Source organism: Sphingomonas bacterium (assembly GCF_028289855.1).
Lineage (GTDB): Bacteria > Pseudomonadota > Alphaproteobacteria > Sphingomonadales > Sphingomonadaceae > Sphingomonas.
This window is the reverse complement of the sequence record NZ_JAQGKZ010000016.1, coordinates 1-15,658: the sequence shown is the minus strand read 5'-3', so window position 1 is coordinate 15,658 and position 15,658 is coordinate 1. Positions and strand designations below refer to the sequence as shown.

The 15,658-nt window shown below is 66.0% G+C and carries 17 protein-coding genes and 2 riboswitches; of the genes, 8 read left to right on the top strand and 9 right to left on the bottom strand.

The window, feature by feature from the left end:
* Nucleotides 1-38: 38 nt before the first annotated feature.
* From gcvPB to JWM94_RS01015, 6 genes are all read right to left on the bottom strand, one after another.
* Nucleotides 39-1,574 carry an aminomethyl-transferring glycine dehydrogenase subunit GcvPB gene (gcvPB, locus tag JWM94_RS01040; protein ID WP_299420096.1) on the bottom strand — a complete coding sequence of 512 codons (1,536 nt, stop codon included), beginning with the start codon at nucleotides 1,572-1,574 and terminating at the stop codon, nucleotides 39-41.
* 32 nt (nucleotides 1,575-1,606) lie between these two features.
* Nucleotides 1,607-2,965, bottom strand: a complete 1,359-nt coding sequence (gene gcvPA / locus JWM94_RS01035) for an aminomethyl-transferring glycine dehydrogenase subunit GcvPA (RefSeq protein WP_299419986.1) — start codon at nucleotides 2,963-2,965, stop codon at nucleotides 1,607-1,609.
* Nucleotides 2,966-2,975: 10 nt separating this feature from the next.
* Entirely contained in the window at nucleotides 2,976-3,371 is a 396-nt protein-coding gene (locus JWM94_RS01030; protein WP_299419983.1) for a hypothetical protein, read from the bottom strand.
* A gap of 86 nt (nucleotides 3,372-3,457) precedes the next feature.
* Nucleotides 3,458-3,826 (bottom strand): glycine cleavage system protein GcvH, encoded by a 369-nt coding sequence (gene gcvH, locus JWM94_RS01025; protein WP_299419980.1) that lies wholly within the window; start codon nucleotides 3,824-3,826, stop codon nucleotides 3,458-3,460.
* 1 nt (nucleotide 3,827) lies between these two features.
* The gene (gene gcvT, locus JWM94_RS01020) at nucleotides 3,828-4,976 is read right to left on the bottom strand and encodes a glycine cleavage system aminomethyltransferase GcvT (RefSeq protein ID WP_299419977.1); all 1,149 of its coding nucleotides are present in this window, start codon (nucleotides 4,974-4,976) and stop codon (nucleotides 3,828-3,830) included.
* A 57-nt stretch (nucleotides 4,977-5,033) separates the two neighbouring features.
* A riboswitch (glycine riboswitch) is annotated at nucleotides 5,034-5,132 on the bottom strand.
* 1 nt (nucleotide 5,133) lies between these two features.
* A riboswitch (glycine riboswitch) is annotated at nucleotides 5,134-5,223 on the bottom strand.
* Between the two features lie 45 nt (nucleotides 5,224-5,268).
* Complete coding sequence (locus JWM94_RS01015; protein ID WP_299420091.1) at nucleotides 5,269-5,880, bottom strand: hypothetical protein; 612 nt, start codon at nucleotides 5,878-5,880, stop codon at nucleotides 5,269-5,271.
* A gap of 135 nt (nucleotides 5,881-6,015) precedes the next feature.
* Here JWM94_RS01015 and ispH point away from each other — a divergent pair, with 135 nt between their 5' ends.
* From ispH to rnhA, 3 genes are read left to right on the top strand one after another with little or no spacing between them, the layout of a single operon-like run.
* Entirely contained in the window at nucleotides 6,016-6,972 is a 957-nt protein-coding gene (gene ispH / locus JWM94_RS01010) for a 4-hydroxy-3-methylbut-2-enyl diphosphate reductase (RefSeq protein ID WP_299419974.1), read from the top strand.
* A gap of 3 nt (nucleotides 6,973-6,975) precedes the next feature.
* Nucleotides 6,976-7,926 carry a homoserine kinase gene (thrB, locus tag JWM94_RS01005; RefSeq protein ID WP_299419969.1) on the top strand — a complete coding sequence of 317 codons (951 nt, stop codon included), beginning with the start codon at nucleotides 6,976-6,978 and terminating at the stop codon, nucleotides 7,924-7,926.
* A complete protein-coding gene (gene rnhA, locus JWM94_RS01000) occupies nucleotides 7,923-8,375 on the top strand; it encodes a ribonuclease HI (protein WP_299419965.1) in 453 nt (150 codons plus the stop codon). The genes thrB and rnhA overlap by 4 nt, the downstream gene beginning before the upstream one ends.
* Here the strand turns inward: rnhA and JWM94_RS00995 are convergent.
* Genes JWM94_RS00995 through JWM94_RS00985 form a run of 3 tightly spaced genes read right to left on the bottom strand, consistent with a single transcriptional unit; the run spans nucleotide 8,372 to nucleotide 10,626 of the window.
* On the bottom strand, nucleotides 8,372-8,548 hold the full coding sequence (locus tag JWM94_RS00995; protein ID WP_299419961.1) for a DUF1508 domain-containing protein: 177 nt from the start codon (nucleotides 8,546-8,548) through the stop codon (nucleotides 8,372-8,374). The genes rnhA and JWM94_RS00995 overlap by 4 nt on opposite strands.
* A 54-nt stretch (nucleotides 8,549-8,602) precedes the next feature.
* Complete coding sequence (locus tag JWM94_RS00990; protein WP_299419958.1) at nucleotides 8,603-9,685, bottom strand: FAD-binding oxidoreductase; 1,083 nt, start codon at nucleotides 9,683-9,685, stop codon at nucleotides 8,603-8,605.
* Entirely contained in the window at nucleotides 9,682-10,626 is a 945-nt protein-coding gene (locus JWM94_RS00985; protein WP_299419954.1) for an alpha/beta fold hydrolase, read from the bottom strand. Before JWM94_RS00985 ends, JWM94_RS00990 begins: the two co-directional genes overlap by 4 nt.
* A gap of 48 nt (nucleotides 10,627-10,674) precedes the next feature.
* Here JWM94_RS00985 and JWM94_RS00980 point away from each other — a divergent pair, with 48 nt between their 5' ends.
* The 5 genes from JWM94_RS00980 to JWM94_RS00960 form a co-directional block, all read left to right on the top strand.
* Entirely contained in the window at nucleotides 10,675-11,145 is a 471-nt protein-coding gene (locus JWM94_RS00980) for a prepilin peptidase (RefSeq protein ID WP_299419951.1), read from the top strand.
* A gap of 50 nt (nucleotides 11,146-11,195) precedes the next feature.
* Nucleotides 11,196-12,221, top strand: a complete 1,026-nt coding sequence (gene cpaB, locus JWM94_RS00975; RefSeq protein WP_299419947.1) for a Flp pilus assembly protein CpaB — start codon at nucleotides 11,196-11,198, stop codon at nucleotides 12,219-12,221.
* On the top strand, nucleotides 12,221-13,837 hold the full coding sequence (locus JWM94_RS00970) for a type II and III secretion system protein family protein (RefSeq protein WP_299419944.1): 1,617 nt from the start codon (nucleotides 12,221-12,223) through the stop codon (nucleotides 13,835-13,837). The genes cpaB and JWM94_RS00970 overlap by 1 nt, the downstream gene beginning before the upstream one ends.
* 26 nt (nucleotides 13,838-13,863) lie before the next feature.
* Nucleotides 13,864-14,496, top strand: a complete 633-nt coding sequence (locus tag JWM94_RS00965) for a CpaD family pilus assembly protein (RefSeq protein ID WP_299419939.1) — start codon at nucleotides 13,864-13,866, stop codon at nucleotides 14,494-14,496.
* Nucleotide 14,497: 1 nt separating this feature from the next.
* Nucleotides 14,498-15,658 (top strand): pilus assembly protein CpaE (locus tag JWM94_RS00960; protein ID WP_299419936.1); only part of this gene is annotated, 1,161 nt, incomplete at its 3' end.

Here is a 15,658-nt window from a genome sequence, read left to right as displayed (position 1 = left end):
CGCGCTGTAATAGCGGACCAACTCACCCCGGCACAGCCCTATTCCGCCGCCTCCGCCATTTCGGGATCCTTCCACACCAATACCGGCTTCCTCGCCGCCAGCGTCTCGTCGAGGCGGCGGCGCGGGGCGAAGTGCGGCGCGGACTTGAGGCTTTCGTCGCCCGCTTTGGCCCGCTCCGCGACCGAGCGCAGCGCGCCGATGAACTGGTCGAGCGCGGCCTTGCTCTCGGTCTCGGTCGGCTCGACCAGCATCGCGCCGTGGACGACGAGCGGGAAGTACATCGTCATCGGGTGATAGCCCTCGTCGATCAGCCCCTTGGCGATGTCGATCGTCGAGAACCCCTCGGGCAGCCCGTCGTCGCTGAAGATCGCCTCGTGCATGCACGGGCCCGAATGCGCGAACGGCGCGTCGAGCGTGTTCTCCAGGCTGCGCAGGATGTAATTGGCGTTGAGTACCGAATCCTCGGCGACCTGGCGCAGACCGTCGGCGCCATGGCTGAGAATGTAAGTAAGGGCGCGGGTGAACATGCCCATCTGGCCGTTGAACGCGACCATCCGGCCGAAGCTCTGCGCGTGATGCTCGCCCGCATTCTCTTCCTCGACCAGCGCGAAATGTTCGCCTTGCTTTTCGACGAACGGCAACGGCGCGAACGGCGTCAAGGCTTCGGAGAACACCACCGGCCCCGCCCCCGGTCCGCCGCCGCCGTGCGGGGTCGAGAAGGTCTTGTGCAAATTGATGTGCATCGCATCGATGCCGAGATCGCCGGGGCGGACTCGCCCGACGATCGCGTTGAAGTTCGCACCATCGCAGTAGACGAAGCCGCCGACCGCATGGACGGCATCGGAAATCGTCCGCATCTCGCGCTCGAACAGCCCGCAGGTATTGGGGTTGGTGATCATCACCCCCGCCACGTCGGGGCCGAGCCGCGCGGTCAGCGCTGCGACATCGACCCGGCCGTCGGTGGTCGCGGGAATGTCCTCGACCGAATAGCCGGCAAACGCCGCCGTCGCGGGGTTCGTCCCGTGGGCGCTCTCAGGCACCAGGATAACGTTGCGGTGTCCCTCGCCCTTCGCTTCCAGCGCGGCCTTGATCGCGAGGATGCCGCACAATTCGCCATGCGCGCCAGCCTTGGGGCTCATCGCCACCGAATGCATGCCAGTCAGCGTGACCAGCCAGTGCGCGAGCTGATGGATCACCTCGAACGCGCCCTGCACGGTGTCGGTCGGCTGGAGCGGATGAACGTCGGCAAAGCCGGGTAGCCGCGCCATCTTCTCGTTAAGCCGCGGGTTGTGCTTCATCGTGCACGATCCAAGCGGGAACAGCCCGAGGTCGATCGCGTAATTCTGGCGCGACAGGCGCGTGTAGTGGCGGACGGTTTCGGGTTCGCTGAGGCCGGGGAGGCCGATCGGCGCGGACCGTGCAAGATTGCCGAGCTTCGAGGCAACCTTGGCAGGTTCGGCGACTTCGACGCCGGTCGTCTGCGTCGATCCGATCTCGAAGATCAGCGGCTCTTCGAGCATCAGCGCGCGATTGCCGGTGAAGGTCGCATCGCTGCTGCGCCGCTCAGGCGTCATTTCGGGGCGCCAGCCGCTCTGGTTCGGGTTGCTCATGCCAGCGCCTCCTGCAGCGCGGACGCGAAGGTGTCGACATCCTCCGCCGTCGTGGTTTCGGTCACCGCGACGACCAGCCCGTTGGCGAGCCCGTCCGCCCCCGGATACAGCCGCCCGAGCGACACGCCGGCGAGGATGCCGTTATCGGCAAGGTCGCGCACGACCGGCCGCGCTTCCTTCGACAGCTTGAGCGTGAATTCGTTGAAGAAGCTGTCGTTGACCAGCACGACCCCCGGGACCTGCACCAGCCGCTCGGCCGCGGCGACCGCGCCGGCATGGTTGGTCTCGGCCAGCGCGCGTAACCCCGCCTCGCCCAGCAACGTCATATGGATCGAGAAGGCCAGCGCACACAGCCCTGAGTTGGTACAGATATTCGACGTCGCCTTCTCGCGCCGGATATGCTGCTCGCGCGTCGACAGCGTCAGCACGAAGCCGCGCTTGCCCTCCGCGTCGATCGTCTCGCCGCAGAACCGCCCTGGCATTTGGCGGATATATTTGTCCTTGCACCCCATCAGGCCGACATACGGCCCGCCGAATTGCAGCCCGACGCCAATCGACTGGCCTTCGCCCACGACGATATCGGCATCCATCTCGCCGGGTGACTTGAGCGCGCCGAGCGCGACGGGCTCGGTCACAACCGCGATCAGCAACGCCTTCTTAGCGTGGCACGCATCGGCCAGCGGCGTCAGGTCGGCGATGCGGCCGAGAATGTCGGGATATTGCACCACGACGCACGACGTATCGTCATCGATGCTTGCGATCAGGCTTTCGATATCGGTGTCGGCCGTGAGCGACGGTAGCGAGGTTTCGAGCTGGTCGCCGGTGTACTTCGCCATGGTTTTGGCTACCGAAACGTAATGCGGGTGCAGCCCTGAAGACAGGATCGCCTTGCCGCGCTTGGTGATGCGCCGCGCCATGCCGATCGCTTCCCAGCACGCGGTCGACCCGTCGTACATCGACGCGTTGGCGACGTCGGTGCCGAGCAGCCGCGCGACCTGCGTCTGGAACTCGAACAGCATCTGCAGCGTGCCCTGCGCGATTTCGGGCTGGTACGGCGTGTACGCGGTCAGGAACTCGCCGCGTTGGATCAAGTGATCGACCGACGCCGGGACGTGATGCCGGTACGCCCCGCAGCCGAGGAAGAACGGCGCCTCGCCCGCCGCGAGGTTCTTCCTGGCGAGCTTAGTCATGTGACGCTCGACCGCCAGCTCGCTGGCGTGCATCGGCAAGTCGTGGATCGGCCCGTCGAGTTGCGCGATTGCGGGCACATCGGCGAACAGATCGTCGATCGAGGACGCACCAATCACGGCGAGCATCGCCTCGCGGTCGGGCTGGGTCAGAGGGAGGTAGCGCATTTATTCGTTCTCATTGCATGTTGGCCGGTGCGCCGTCCGCAGGCGTCCAAGGGCGGATGTCGATAGGATCGATCCCAAACGCGCGGTCCGTGCCAGTCGCGAAGCCGGTGCAGCTGTCCTTGGACACCCGGCCGGTTATGACGACGTAGCTGTGCTGTAGTGAAGCAGCTTTACGATCGAACGTTTCGTCGTATCCGATGCCGATCGGCGCTACCGCTGCGAGCCGATTCCAGGCTTTCGGCCACTCCGCACTGTCCCGCTTAGCATTACGTACCGCCTTCCAAGCATCAGCGGAGATGCCGATGGCCTTTTTGTCGGCAAAGAGTTGGCAATCATTATCGGCACAGTCATCCAGATATCCGGCAGCGCGCACCGTTTTGCCCCGGTACGAATCGCAATTCTTCACGATTTGCGCCACACGGACGAGCGGCGCTGCCGCGTCCTCAGCGGCGCCTAACAGAGCGGAAGCAGCGATAAGGGTTACTGACCGGATCACAGCTTCGCGACGAACGCCTCGTACTTCGATTCATCCATCAGCTCGTTCAGCTCATCCGGATCGCTCAAGGTCAGCTTGAAGAACCAGCCGTCGCCATCGGCGTCCTCGTTCACCAGGCCGGGATTGTCGGCGAGATCGGCATTGCCCTCAATCACCGTCCCCGACACCGGCGAATAGACGTCCGACGCCGCCTTGACCGATTCGACCACCGCGGCCTCGTCGCCCTTGGTCACGGTCTTACCTTCTTCGGGGACGTCGACGAACACGATGTCGCCGAGCTGGCCCTGCGCGTAATCGGTGATGCCGACCGTGCCGATATCGCCGTCGACATCGACCCATTCATGATCTTCGGTGAAATAGCGCATCTTACTTCGCTCCTCTGACATAGCGGTGGGGGACGAATGGCATCGCGGCGACGGTCGCTTCATGGACCTTGCCGCGCTGGTTGAGCTGTATCTTGCTCCCGACCTCGGCCATCGCGGCGGGGACGTACGCCATCGCGATCGGCGCGCCGAGCGTCGGGGCGAACCCGCCCGAGGTGACCTTGCCGACCTCGGACCCGTCGGCGTCGAGCACCGCGGCGCCCTCGCGCACCGGCTGGCGGCCTTCGACTAGCAGGCCCACGCGCTTCGACACCGCGCCTTGCTCGCGCTCTAGCAGGATACGTGCCGCGCCCGGATAATTGGCTTCCTCGCGGCGGCGCTTGCTCGCGACCGCGAAGTTGAGCGCGGCCATGATCGGCGTCGTCTCGGGATCGAGATCGTGGCCGTACAGCGGCAAGTCCGCCTCGAGCCGGAGCGAATCGCGCGCGCCCAGGCCGATCGGCTTCACCTCGGGTTCGCCGCACAGCAGGTCGGCGATCTTTTCGGCGGCATCGGCGGGGATCGAAATCTCGAACCCGTCCTCGCCGGTATAGCCCGAGCGGCTGACATACGCCTCGACCCCGGCAATCTCGAACTGCCCCCCGCGCATGAACACCAGCGCATCGAGCGGCCATTTGCCCGTCGTGTGGCGTTTGAGCACCTCGAACGCCTTCGGCCCCTGCAGCGCCAATAGCGCGCGATCGTCGAGATGATTGATCGTGATCTCGTCGGGCAGATGCTCGCGCAAATGCGCCAGATCGTCATATTTCACCGCGCCGTTGACCACCATGTAGATGCCGCCCGGCCAACGCGAGAACATCAGATCGTCGAGGATCCCGCCATTGTCGGCGAGGAGCAGCGAGTATTTCTGCTGCCCGAGTTGCACGCCCTTCACGTCGGCGGGAATCAGCGCCTCGAGCGCGTCGTCCAGCCCGTCGCCCGATATCAGCAACTGGCCCATGTGCGACACGTCGAACAGCCCGGCCGATTCGCGCACCCACAGATGCTCGGCCATGATGCCTTCGTACTGGACCGGCATGTGATAGCCCGCGAACGGCACTATCCGGCCGCCTTTGGCGCGGTGCCATGCATCGAGCGGGAGCGTTTCCAGCTCTACTTCGACATAATCGTTGGCAAGGTCGGTGTCGCTCAAGGCCCGGTCTCCACAACAGATGACGGCGTGACAACGGCTCGATCGAGCCGAATATCCGCCGCCCCCTCTGTCACGGAACCTGAGAGCTTTCCCCCGAATCCCGGGGTTACACCTTCGGTGGTCCGGGCGAACCGGACTCTTTCCAGAGCGTCGCTATCGACAAAACGCGGTCCGTTTGCCTGAGAGATTCCGGGGCGGTTGCTCCTTCGGCGTTGAGGTCTCCCTCACACTCTCCCGCGCTGTCAGCGACTGAGTTCGCTGTGACGTGGCACGTTGACCGAGTCAACGCGACTTAGCGCGTGGCGTTATATTTGAGCTGATCGTCGGTCAGCTGGAAGCCGACCAGCGCCTCGAAGCTCGCACGGAGCACTGCGGCGCGGACATCGGGCGCGGTCAGCGGATCGACCGCCGCCGCCTCGCTGCCGCCCTTGCGCTTCTCGGTGATGCGGCGCCGGACGTCGTCGGGCAGCGTCGCCGCGGCACGCGCGACGCTAGCGCGGGCCGAACCATTGACCGAGGCGCGAGTCTGGCCGGCGTCGAAATGCACCACCACGCGGCCGACGCGCTTGGCGACCACCGCACTGCCGCCCTGCACGACGGTGATAAAATAGGGCAGCGTCACGTCGCGCGGCCCGGCGGCACTGGCGCGGCGCGCGAGCACCTGGAAAGTCACATCGGTAATGACATCCGCGCCCGCATCGCCGCAGGTCGATCGCACGTCGGTCATCGCGGCGACTACGTCGATCGCGGTCGAATCGCGGCTGGTCGCAGGGTCGAACAACGTCACGTCGCCGGTCCCCGCGGGCACGCCGACGGTCGGGCAGGCGGTGCGGATCGCGGTGACGCCGGCGCCGGCCTCCGAAATATCGAGGTCGCCCTTGCTGGCGCAACCGCCCAGAATCAGCGCGAGGGCGATCGGGGCGGCGAGGATGCGGAATGACACGGGCGAGAGAACCTTCTTCAACGCGGGAACGGGGCCGATCACTCCATAGGAACCACCTTTGCCTCACGCAAGCAATCGCGTAGAGGCTCGCGAGCTATGGCGACCGTCTCCAAACCTGTCCTCGAATTGCTGATCGCGGCGCCGCGCGGATTCTGCGCGGGCGTCGATCGCGCGATCCGAATCGTCGAACTGGCGATCGAGAAATACGGCGCGCCGGTCTATGTCCGGCACGAGATCGTCCACAACAAGTTCGTCGTCGACACGCTGAAGGCGCAAGGCGCGATCTTCGTCGAGGAACTCGACCAAGTGCCCGATGGCGTCCCCGTCGTGTTCTCCGCACACGGCGTGCCCAAGGCCGTGCCGACCAAGGCGGCCGAACGCGGGCTGTCCTATCTCGACGCCACCTGCCCGCTGGTCAGCAAGGTCCACCGCCAGGCCGAGCGGCTCGTCGCGATGGGCAAACACATCGTGTTCATCGGCCATGCCGGGCATCCCGAGGTGATCGGCACGTTCGGCCAAGTGCCCGAAGGATCGATGACGCTGGTGGAAACGGTCGCCGATGTCGCCGCTCTCATGCCGACGGACGCGGACAATCTATCGTTCCTGACTCAGACCACATTGTCGGTCGACGACACTGCCGAAATGGTTGCCGCGCTTCACGCGAAATTTCCGACGATCCAGGCGCCGCGCGGCGAGGACATCTGTTACGCCACCTCCAACCGTCAGGCCGCGGTCAAGGCGATCGCCTCATCCTGCGACGCCGTCCTGGTGATCGGCGCGCCCAATTCCTCCAATTCCTTGCGGCTGGTCGAGGTGGCCGAGCGTCAGGGCGTGCCCGCGCGGCTGATCCAGCGCGCCGCCGATCTCGATTGGGATTTTCTCGAAGGCGTCGGTGCGCTGGGCCTGACCGCGGGAGCATCGGCACCCGAGCAGTTGGTGCGCGAACTGGTCGATCGCCTTTCCGAGCGTTTCGATGTCCGCGAACGCGAAGTCGAGACGACGCGGGAGAACATCGCGTTCAAGCTCCCCCACGGGCTCGAAGCGGCCGCCTGAGCCTTGGCGGTCTACACGCACGTTTCGGCCGAAGCGCTGGGGGATTTCCTGACGCGCTACGATGTCGGCGACCTGGTATCCGCCAAGGGCATCGCCGAGGGCGTCGAGAATTCCAATTACATGGTCGATACGACCCAGGGCCGCTTTTTCCTGACTCTCTACGAAAAGCGCGTCGCGGCTGGCGACTTGCCGTTCTTTATCGCGTTGCTCGATCATCTCTCGGCGAAGGGCTGTCTGGTACCGCGGATGCTGCCCGATCGAGCCGGCGTAGCGATTCAGACGCTGGAGGAGCGCCCCGCTTGCTTGATCGAGTTTCTGCCCGGCGTCTCGCTGTCGCATCCGACCCCGGCGCAGGCCCACGCCGCAGGCGCGGCGTTGGCCGAGATGCATGTCGCGCTCGCCGATTTTGACCGCGGTCGAGAGAATGACTTTGCGCCACATGCCCTCGCAGCCTTCGCTGCACGTGAGGGTTTCGATTTCGAGGCGATCCGACCCGGCTTGAACGCGCGCGTGGCCGACGAAATCTACGCCATCGCTGCGATCGACGCCACGCTTCCCGCCGGGATCGTTCACGGCGATCTGTTTCCCGACAACGTGCTGATGATCGGCGACCACGTTACGGGGCTGATCGATTTCTATTTCGCCGCGAGAGGCATGCTCGCTTGGGATTTGGCGGTGATGCACGGCGCCTGGGCGTTTGACGTGTCGGGCGCGGCTTACGATGGAGCGGCAGGTGACGCGCTGATCGCCGGGTATGAAAGTGTCCGTCCGTTGTCCGGGGCCGAACGGGCCGCCATGCCGTTGCTCGCGCGCAGTGGCGCGTTGCGCTTCCTGCTCACCCGCGCGTGGGACTGGCTATACACGCCGTCCGACGCGCTGGTCACGCGCAAGGACCCGATCGCGTACCTCAACCGGCTCGATTTCTACGCGGCCAACCCCGGCATCTTCGCATGACCGAACTCGCCCATGTCGAGATCGCCACCGACGGCGCCTGCAAGGGCAATCCCGGGCCGGGCGGCTGGGGCGTGCTGATCCGCAAGGGGTCGCGCGAGAAGGAATTGTCGGGCGGCGAAACGCTCACCACCAACAACCGCATGGAGCTGAAAGCGGCGATCGAGGGGCTCAACGCGCTCACCCGCCCGTGCCGCGTGACGCTGTCGACCGACAGCCGTTACGTGATGGACGGGCTGACCAAATGGATCCACGGCTGGCGCAAGAACGGCTGGCGCACCGCTGACAAGAAACCGGTCAAGAATGCCGAACTATGGCAGGCGCTGATCGACGCCGCGGCGCCGCACCGCGTCGAATGGGTCTGGGTGAAGGGCCATGCCGGTCACCCCGACAACGAGCGGGCCGACCGGCTGGCGAGCGACGCGGCGGACGCCGCGCGCAAAACCGCTTAGGCGTTATCGACGACCTCAGCCCCGGGGCCGTTTTCCTTGATCGAATCGATCGCGTTCTGCGCGTTGGCCTTGCTCGAATAGCCCTCGGTCGAGAACATGATTGTGCTGTTATACTTGAAGCGGACTCGGAACTCCTCGGCCTTGTCCTTGTAGATTTCGAACGTGTACGCCATCGGAACCCTCCCTCTGATAGACTGATCCATGTTAGCGGTCCCGAACCGGCCCTGCTAGCGAAACCGTGCGGGCGAATAACGGTCCCGATCAATTCCCGCGACGAGCGGATCGGGCGTTGTGCCGAGCAATAGCGAGGCGGCAACCAGCGACGCGGCGGGCGCGGTCTGGATGCCGAACCCGCCCTGCCCCGCGCACCAGAAGAAGCCCGGCACCGCGTTATCGAAGCCATAGACCGGCAAGCGGTCGGGTGCGAAGCTGCGCAATCCCGCCCAGCTTCGTTCGACCCGCTCGATCCGCCAGTCGACCGCGTGTTCGAGCCGATCGATCGCGATCGCGATATCGAGTTCCTCGGGCTGGACGTCACCGGGATCGCTGGGGATTTCGTCGTGCGGGCTGAGCCACAGCCGCCCGCCCGCCTCCGGCTTGAAGTAGAAGTCGCCGCCGATATGCGCGACGTGCGGCGCATCGTCGGGCACCGGCGGATCGACGCGGAGCTGGACCAAGGTGCGGCGAAACGGGGCGATCCCGATCGGCGCGACGCCGGCCATCGCCGCGACCCGATCGACCCACGCGCCCGCCGCGTTGACCAGTATTTTGGCTTGGTACGCTCCGGCCTTGGTCTCCAGCCGCCACACGCCATCGGTGCGCGTCGCGCTGGTCAGCGCGGCGTCGAGTACCAACGCGGCCCCGGCTTTTTTAGCCCGCGACAGCGCCTGAGCGTGCAGCGCGGCGACGTCGATATAGGCGCAACTCGGCTCCCACACCGCCAGGTTCCACTCGGGCCGCAGCCCGGCGATGCGCTCGCGCGGATCGACCGGCGACAGATCGACCCCGGTGCCCGCGAACTGCGCCAGCATGCCGTCGATCAGCTCCCGCTCTTCCTCGCGTCCGATATGGAGCGACCCCAGGGGTTGCAGGAATCCTGCAGCGTCCAACAACCCGCGCGATGCTGCGGACAGCGGCTGGACGGCGGGCCCGCCGTACGTCTCCTCCCAGAATGCGGCGGAGCGCCCGGTGGCGTGATAGCCCGCGACATCCTCGGCCTCGAGGACCAGCACGCTGGCATGCGGTGCAACCTCGGCGGCAAGGCTCGCACCCGCGATCCCGGCGCCGATGATGGCGATGTCGAAATTCATTGCTGCGCGCGCGCCGAGAGGAAAATGTCGATCTCGCCAAGCGCGCGATTACGGACGTCATCGACCTCGCGCAGGATTTCATGTGCCGATTCGGCGCCGAAGCGGACGACGCGGCAATCGGGAATGTTGCCGGCAACCGACAATTCGTCCTGCGCGCGAACCAATTTGTCGGCGTCCGCCACCAGCATCAGCACGGGCACCTTCATCAGCTTGACCCGCCGGCTCAGCCGAAGCCGCCGAGTCGATTCGAACGCCCGCACCACCCAGCGCCAGCTCGGCGGGCCGAGCTGGAGTTCGGGGTGGGCCTGCCACCACCACGGCTCGTCGGCATAGCGATCGTCGTCGTGCGTCAGCAGCGACTGGCGGCTGCCCATCGTCGCCGGGCGTTCGTTCCCCTTCCACGCGCGCCGCTTCGGGTCGCCCCTGTTCATCGCGAAATTGGCGAGCCATTCGCCAAACCCAGAACTGATCGGCGCATGCACCCCCATCATCGGCGCGACGAGCACCGCGGCGGCGGGCTCGGCCAGGCTCTTGGCGAGCGCGCGGCAGATCAGATGACCGCCCATCGAATGCCCAATCGTCACGTGCGGCGTTGGCGCGGTCGGTGCCCAGATTTTCCAGAATGCACCGAAATCGGCGAGGTAGGTGCCGAACCGGTCGATATCGCCGACATGCGGATCGTCGGACAGGCGCCCGGACCCGCCTTGCCCGCGCCAATCGAACGAGCTGATCGACCAGCCCTGGTCGTGCCAGTGATGGAACGTCTCGAGATATTTTTCGAACAAGTCGCCGCGCCCGGCCTGAAACAGGATCGATCCGCGCGGTTTGGCCGCCGCCGACGGCCAGTCGAACCGGCGCAATTGCCAGCCGTCGGGGGCGGTCCACATCGAGATTTCGCTGCCGGGCGGATAGGCGCGGCGGATGTTTTCTGCGGAAGTCATCCCGCTGGTTACTTTTTGGAAAGCCCTCGCGTCTAGGGCTATGGTCCGATGGGCTGGGGTTTTCTGTCTTACGCGCTCGTTGCGGCGCTTGTCCTGATCCTGCTTTCCGCAGGGATCGAGGACGCGCGTACCCGTGAGATCGCCAATTGGAAGAACGCCGCGATCGCGCTGATGGCGCCGGCCTGGTGGTATGTTCAGGGCTATGGCTGGAGCGACGCCGCAATCCAGCTCGCCATCGCGGTCGGCGTGTTCGCGGTGTTCGTCGGCGCGTTCCACTTCGGGTGGATGGGCGGCGGGGACGTCAAGATGATCGGCGCGCTCGCTTTGTGGCTGCCGGGACAGGCGCTGCTGAGCATGCTGGTGATCATGTCGGTCATCGGCGGCGCGCTCACGCTGATCATGATGCTCGACCATTGGCGCAGGAAAGCGCCGGGGGCTGTCGAGACGCCGTACGGGGTCGCGATCGCCATGGCGTCGATGATCGCGCTGAGTGAACCAATATTTAACCAGTTTACGTAGATTAACGGTGGGTCAACCGGCCAGTCGGCCGGCAAAGGGGCATGAACGACATGGATAGTCGCAAGATCATTTTGCTGGTGGGGGCGCTGGTCGTCGCCGCCATCACCGCGTTCATGGCGCGCAGCCTGATCGCCGGATCGAGCGCGCCGGCGGCGAGCGCCCAAATGGCGCCGCCGACGGTCACGGGCACCGAAGTGCTGGTCGCGACCAAGGCGTTGCCGGTCGGAACGATCCTCGACGCCACGAGCTTCAAATATCAGCCCTGGCCCAAGGAATTGGTCGAGGGTGCGTATTTCGTGAAGAAGGACGGGTTCGATCCCAAGACGCTGCAGGGCACCGTCGTCCGCAACGTGATCACCGCCGGTCAGCCGCTGACCCAGGGGTCGCTGGTCAAGCCCGGCGACCGCGGCTTCCTGGCCGCAGCGCTGACGCCCGGCATGCGCGCGGTGACCTTCCCGGTCGAAAACAAGAATTCGGTCGCGGGCTTCGTGTTCCCGGGCGACCGCATCGACATCATGCTCACGCAAAAGGTGCCCGGCGGCGGCGATGGCCCGCCGCTCAGCGTCGCCGAGACGATCATGAAGAATTTGCGCGTGCTGGCGACCGACCAGCGCACCACCACCGACGTCGACGACCAGGGCAAGACCGTGGTCAAGAACATCTCGATGGTGACGATCGAGGCGACGCCGTCGATCGCGGAGAAGATTTCGGTGGCGCGTGCGCTCGGCGACCTGTCGGTCGTGCTGCGCCCGCTGGCCGACAGCGCGAGCGAGCTCGACGCGGCGATCGCCGACGGCAGCATTCAGGTGCCGAACGGCAAGGATCCCAAGGCCGAAAAGGCCATGCTGGACGCCGCTTCGAACCAGCCGACCGCGAACAAGACGACCTTTGCCACGGGTGCCGACGTGTCGCGCTTCCAGCGCCGCACCGTGCCCGGCAAGAGCGAGTCGCCCTATGCCCGCTCGGGCGGCAGCGGCGGCGGATATCCGGGGGGAGTCCCCGCGAATGTTGGCCCGACGGTGCGCATCGCCCGCGGGAATAGCGTGACCGAAATGCCGGTCGGGGGGAAGAACTGATGTTGAACCGTCTCAACAGGGCTGGCTGGCCGATGGCCGCCGCGCTGGCGATCGCCGCCACCGGCGCCGCCACGCCCGCCGCCGCGCCCGCTCAATCGGCCTCCGCCCGCGTGGTCGAGGTCGACACCAACCAGGGCCGGCTGATCACGCTGGCGCGTCCGATCAGCGACGTGTTCGTCGCCAACCCGACGATCGCCGACGTTCAGGTCCGCTCGCCGACCCAGATCTACGTGTTCGGCAAGCTGGGCGGTGAGACCACCGTCTCGGCCACGACCAAGACCGGGCAAGTGGTGTTCTCCGCGACGATCCGCGTCGGCGACAATTTCAGCTCGATCAACCAGATGCTCAAGCTCGCAATGCCCGAGGCGCAGCTCACCAGCTACACGATGAACGGCGTCGTGCTGCTGACCGGCACCGTGATGAGCCCGGACGACGCGCAGGAAGCGCAGAGCCTGGTCCAGGCATTCGTCGGCGACAAGACCAAGGTCATCAGCCGGATCAGGACGGCTACTCCGCTGCAGGTCAACCTGCAGGTCAAGATCGCGGAGGTGACCAAGAGCTTCGCCAAGAATATCGGGTCCAATCTCACCACGCTCGACGGCACCGGCGGGTTCAAGTTCGGTATCGCGAACGGGCGTAGCCCCGCGACCACCTTTACCAACGATCCCAACCTGCCGCTCGGCGTCGGGTTGGGGACGGTCACCGGCTACACGCGCGATCCCAATACCGGCCAGTTCATCCAGGCGCCGGGCACGGCGGTCCAGAAGGGTGCGCAGAGCACGACGATCGGCGGGCTGGGCCGGCTGTTCGGGCTCGATATCCTGGGCGCGCTCGATCTCGGTGAATCCAACGGCCAGGTCGTGACGCTGGCGCAGCCCAATTTGTCGGCGCTGTCGGGCGAAACCGCCAGCTTCCTGGTCGGCGGCGAAATTCCGATCCCGCTCAGCACCGGGCTTGGCGCGGTAACGGTCGAGTTCAAGCAATATGGCGTCAGCCTGGCCTACACCCCCACGGTGTTGTCCGACGGTCGCATCTCCTTGCGCGTTCGGCCGGAAGTGTCCGAGCTGACATCGGCCGGTTCGGTCACGATCGGCGGCAATATCATCCCCGGTCTCAGCACGCGCCGTGCGGAAACCACGGTCGAGCTAGGGTCGGGCCAGTCGATGGTGATCGGCGGGCTGATCTCCAATTCGACCAACAACAAGATCGACAAGACCCCGGGGCTGGGCAACGTGCCGATCCTGGGGGCGCTGTTCCGTTCCACCGGATGGCAACGCAACGAAACCGAGCTGATGATCGTCGTTACGCCGTATCTGGTGAAGCCGGTCAATGCGAACGAGATCGTGCTGCCGACCGACGGCTATCAGGCACCGACCGACCTCGGTCGCGTGTTCATGGGCAAGCTGGGCGGCGGCGTCCAGGGTGGCGATCGCGCCAAGCCGAGCATGGCGACGCCGAACGTCGCCGGCCCGTCGCTCGGCGCCAACGCGCCGGTGCCGGTCGCTCCCGTCAACAACGGCCCCGTCCCCGAAGCCAAGCGCGACGAGGGCAAGGCCGTGTTGCCCAAGAAATCGAAGAAGGACGCCGGTTCGCCGACGCCCGGGTTCAGCCAGTGAACGACGCCAGCGAGGGACATCCCATCATGCGCAAGATCCTGTTCGCCGCTTTCTCGGCCCCGGCCTTGATGCTGGGCGGTTGCGGCACGCTCAATCGCGGCGTCGACACCGTCTATCAGCCGGTCGTCAGCCGCACCGATTATACGTTCGACGTGCAGACCACCCCCGGCGGCCTTGCCCCCGGCGAGGCCGACCGCGTCGCCGGCTGGCTGGCGACGATGCGCCTGCACTACGGCGACCATGTCTCGGTCGACGATCCCAACCGTGGCGGTGGTGCCGCGACCGGCCAGGTCGCCGCGATCGCCGCGCGCTACGGCATCCTGATCGACGATCGCGCGCCGATCACGCCCGCACCGATCACCGCCGGCATGGCGCGCGTGGTGGTCAGCCGCACAGCCGCCCGCGTCCCGGGCTGCCCGGATTTCAGCCGCAGCGGCCAGGATGAATTCGAAGCCAGCACAACGTCCAATTACGGCTGCGCCACCCAGGCCAATCTGGCGGCGATGGTCGCCGATCCGCTCGACCTGGTGCGTGGCCAGCCGGGCACCGACACGTTCGACGCCAGGACGTCGGGCCGCGCGATCGACACCTATCGCAAGGCCACGCCGACCGGTGCCGGCGGCACCGTCATCAAAACCGAATCGACTGGAGGCAAATAAGATGAACGCGCCGTGGAAACCCGCAGGCGTCGCACATCGCGAGCCCTTCGTCGCCTATGTCTGCGACGAGACGACCGCCGAGGCGTTGCGTCCGATCGCCAGCGAATTGGGGTGGTCGGCCGAGAAGGTCAACAAGGGCGGGCTGCGCAATGCGGTCCAGTCGCTGTCGGTCTCCGCGAGCCCGCAAGTGCTGTTCGTCGATCTTTCGGAAAGCGGCGATCCGCTCAACGACATCAACGCACTGGCCGAGGTCTGCGAGCCGGGCACCGTCGTGATCGCGGCGGGCCAGGTCAACGACGTCCGCCTGTACCGCGACCTGACCGCGAGCGGGATCCAGGACTATCTGCTCAAGCCGCTGACCGCCGACATGTTGCGCGAAGCGTTCGGCAACGCGCAAGCGATCCTCAACGCGCCGAAGCTCGCTGAAGGGTCGGTCGATCGTCCGCATTGCGCGACCGCGATCATCGGCACCCGCGGCGGCGCCGGCGCCTCGACGGTGGCGACCTCGGTCGCGTGGCTGATGAGCGAAAAGGGCGGCCGTACCACGGCTTTGCTCGACCTCGACGTCCATTTCGGCACCGGCGCGCTGGCGCTCGACCTCGAGCCGGGCCGCGGCCTGACCGACGCGATCGAGAATCCCAGCCGCATCGACGGACTCTTCATCGAACGCGCGATGGTCAAGGCCAGCGAGCGGCTCGCGGTGTTGTCGGCCGAAGCGCCGATCAACTCGCCGATGATGACCGATGGATCGGCCTTCTATCAGTTGCAGGAAGAGATGCGCGCTGCGTTCGAATGCACCGTCGTCGATCTGCCGCGCGGCATGCTGGTCCAGCACCCGCATCTGATCAGCGACATCCAGACCGCGGTCGTCGTCACCGAACTGACGCTGGCGGCGGCGCGCGATACGATCCGCATCCTGTCGTGGCTCAAGTCGAACGCCCCGCAGACCAACGTCGTCGTGGTGGCCAACCGCGTGCCGCAGGGCGCGCTGGAAATCGCGCGCAAGGATTTCGAGGGCTCGATCGAGCGCAAGATCGATTTTTTGATCCCATACGACCAGAAGCTGGCAGCGCAGGCGGCCAAGCTGGGCAAGCCGATGGCCGAAGCCGGCAAGGGGTCGAAGACCGTCATGCCGATCACCGAACTCGCCACGCGGCTGATG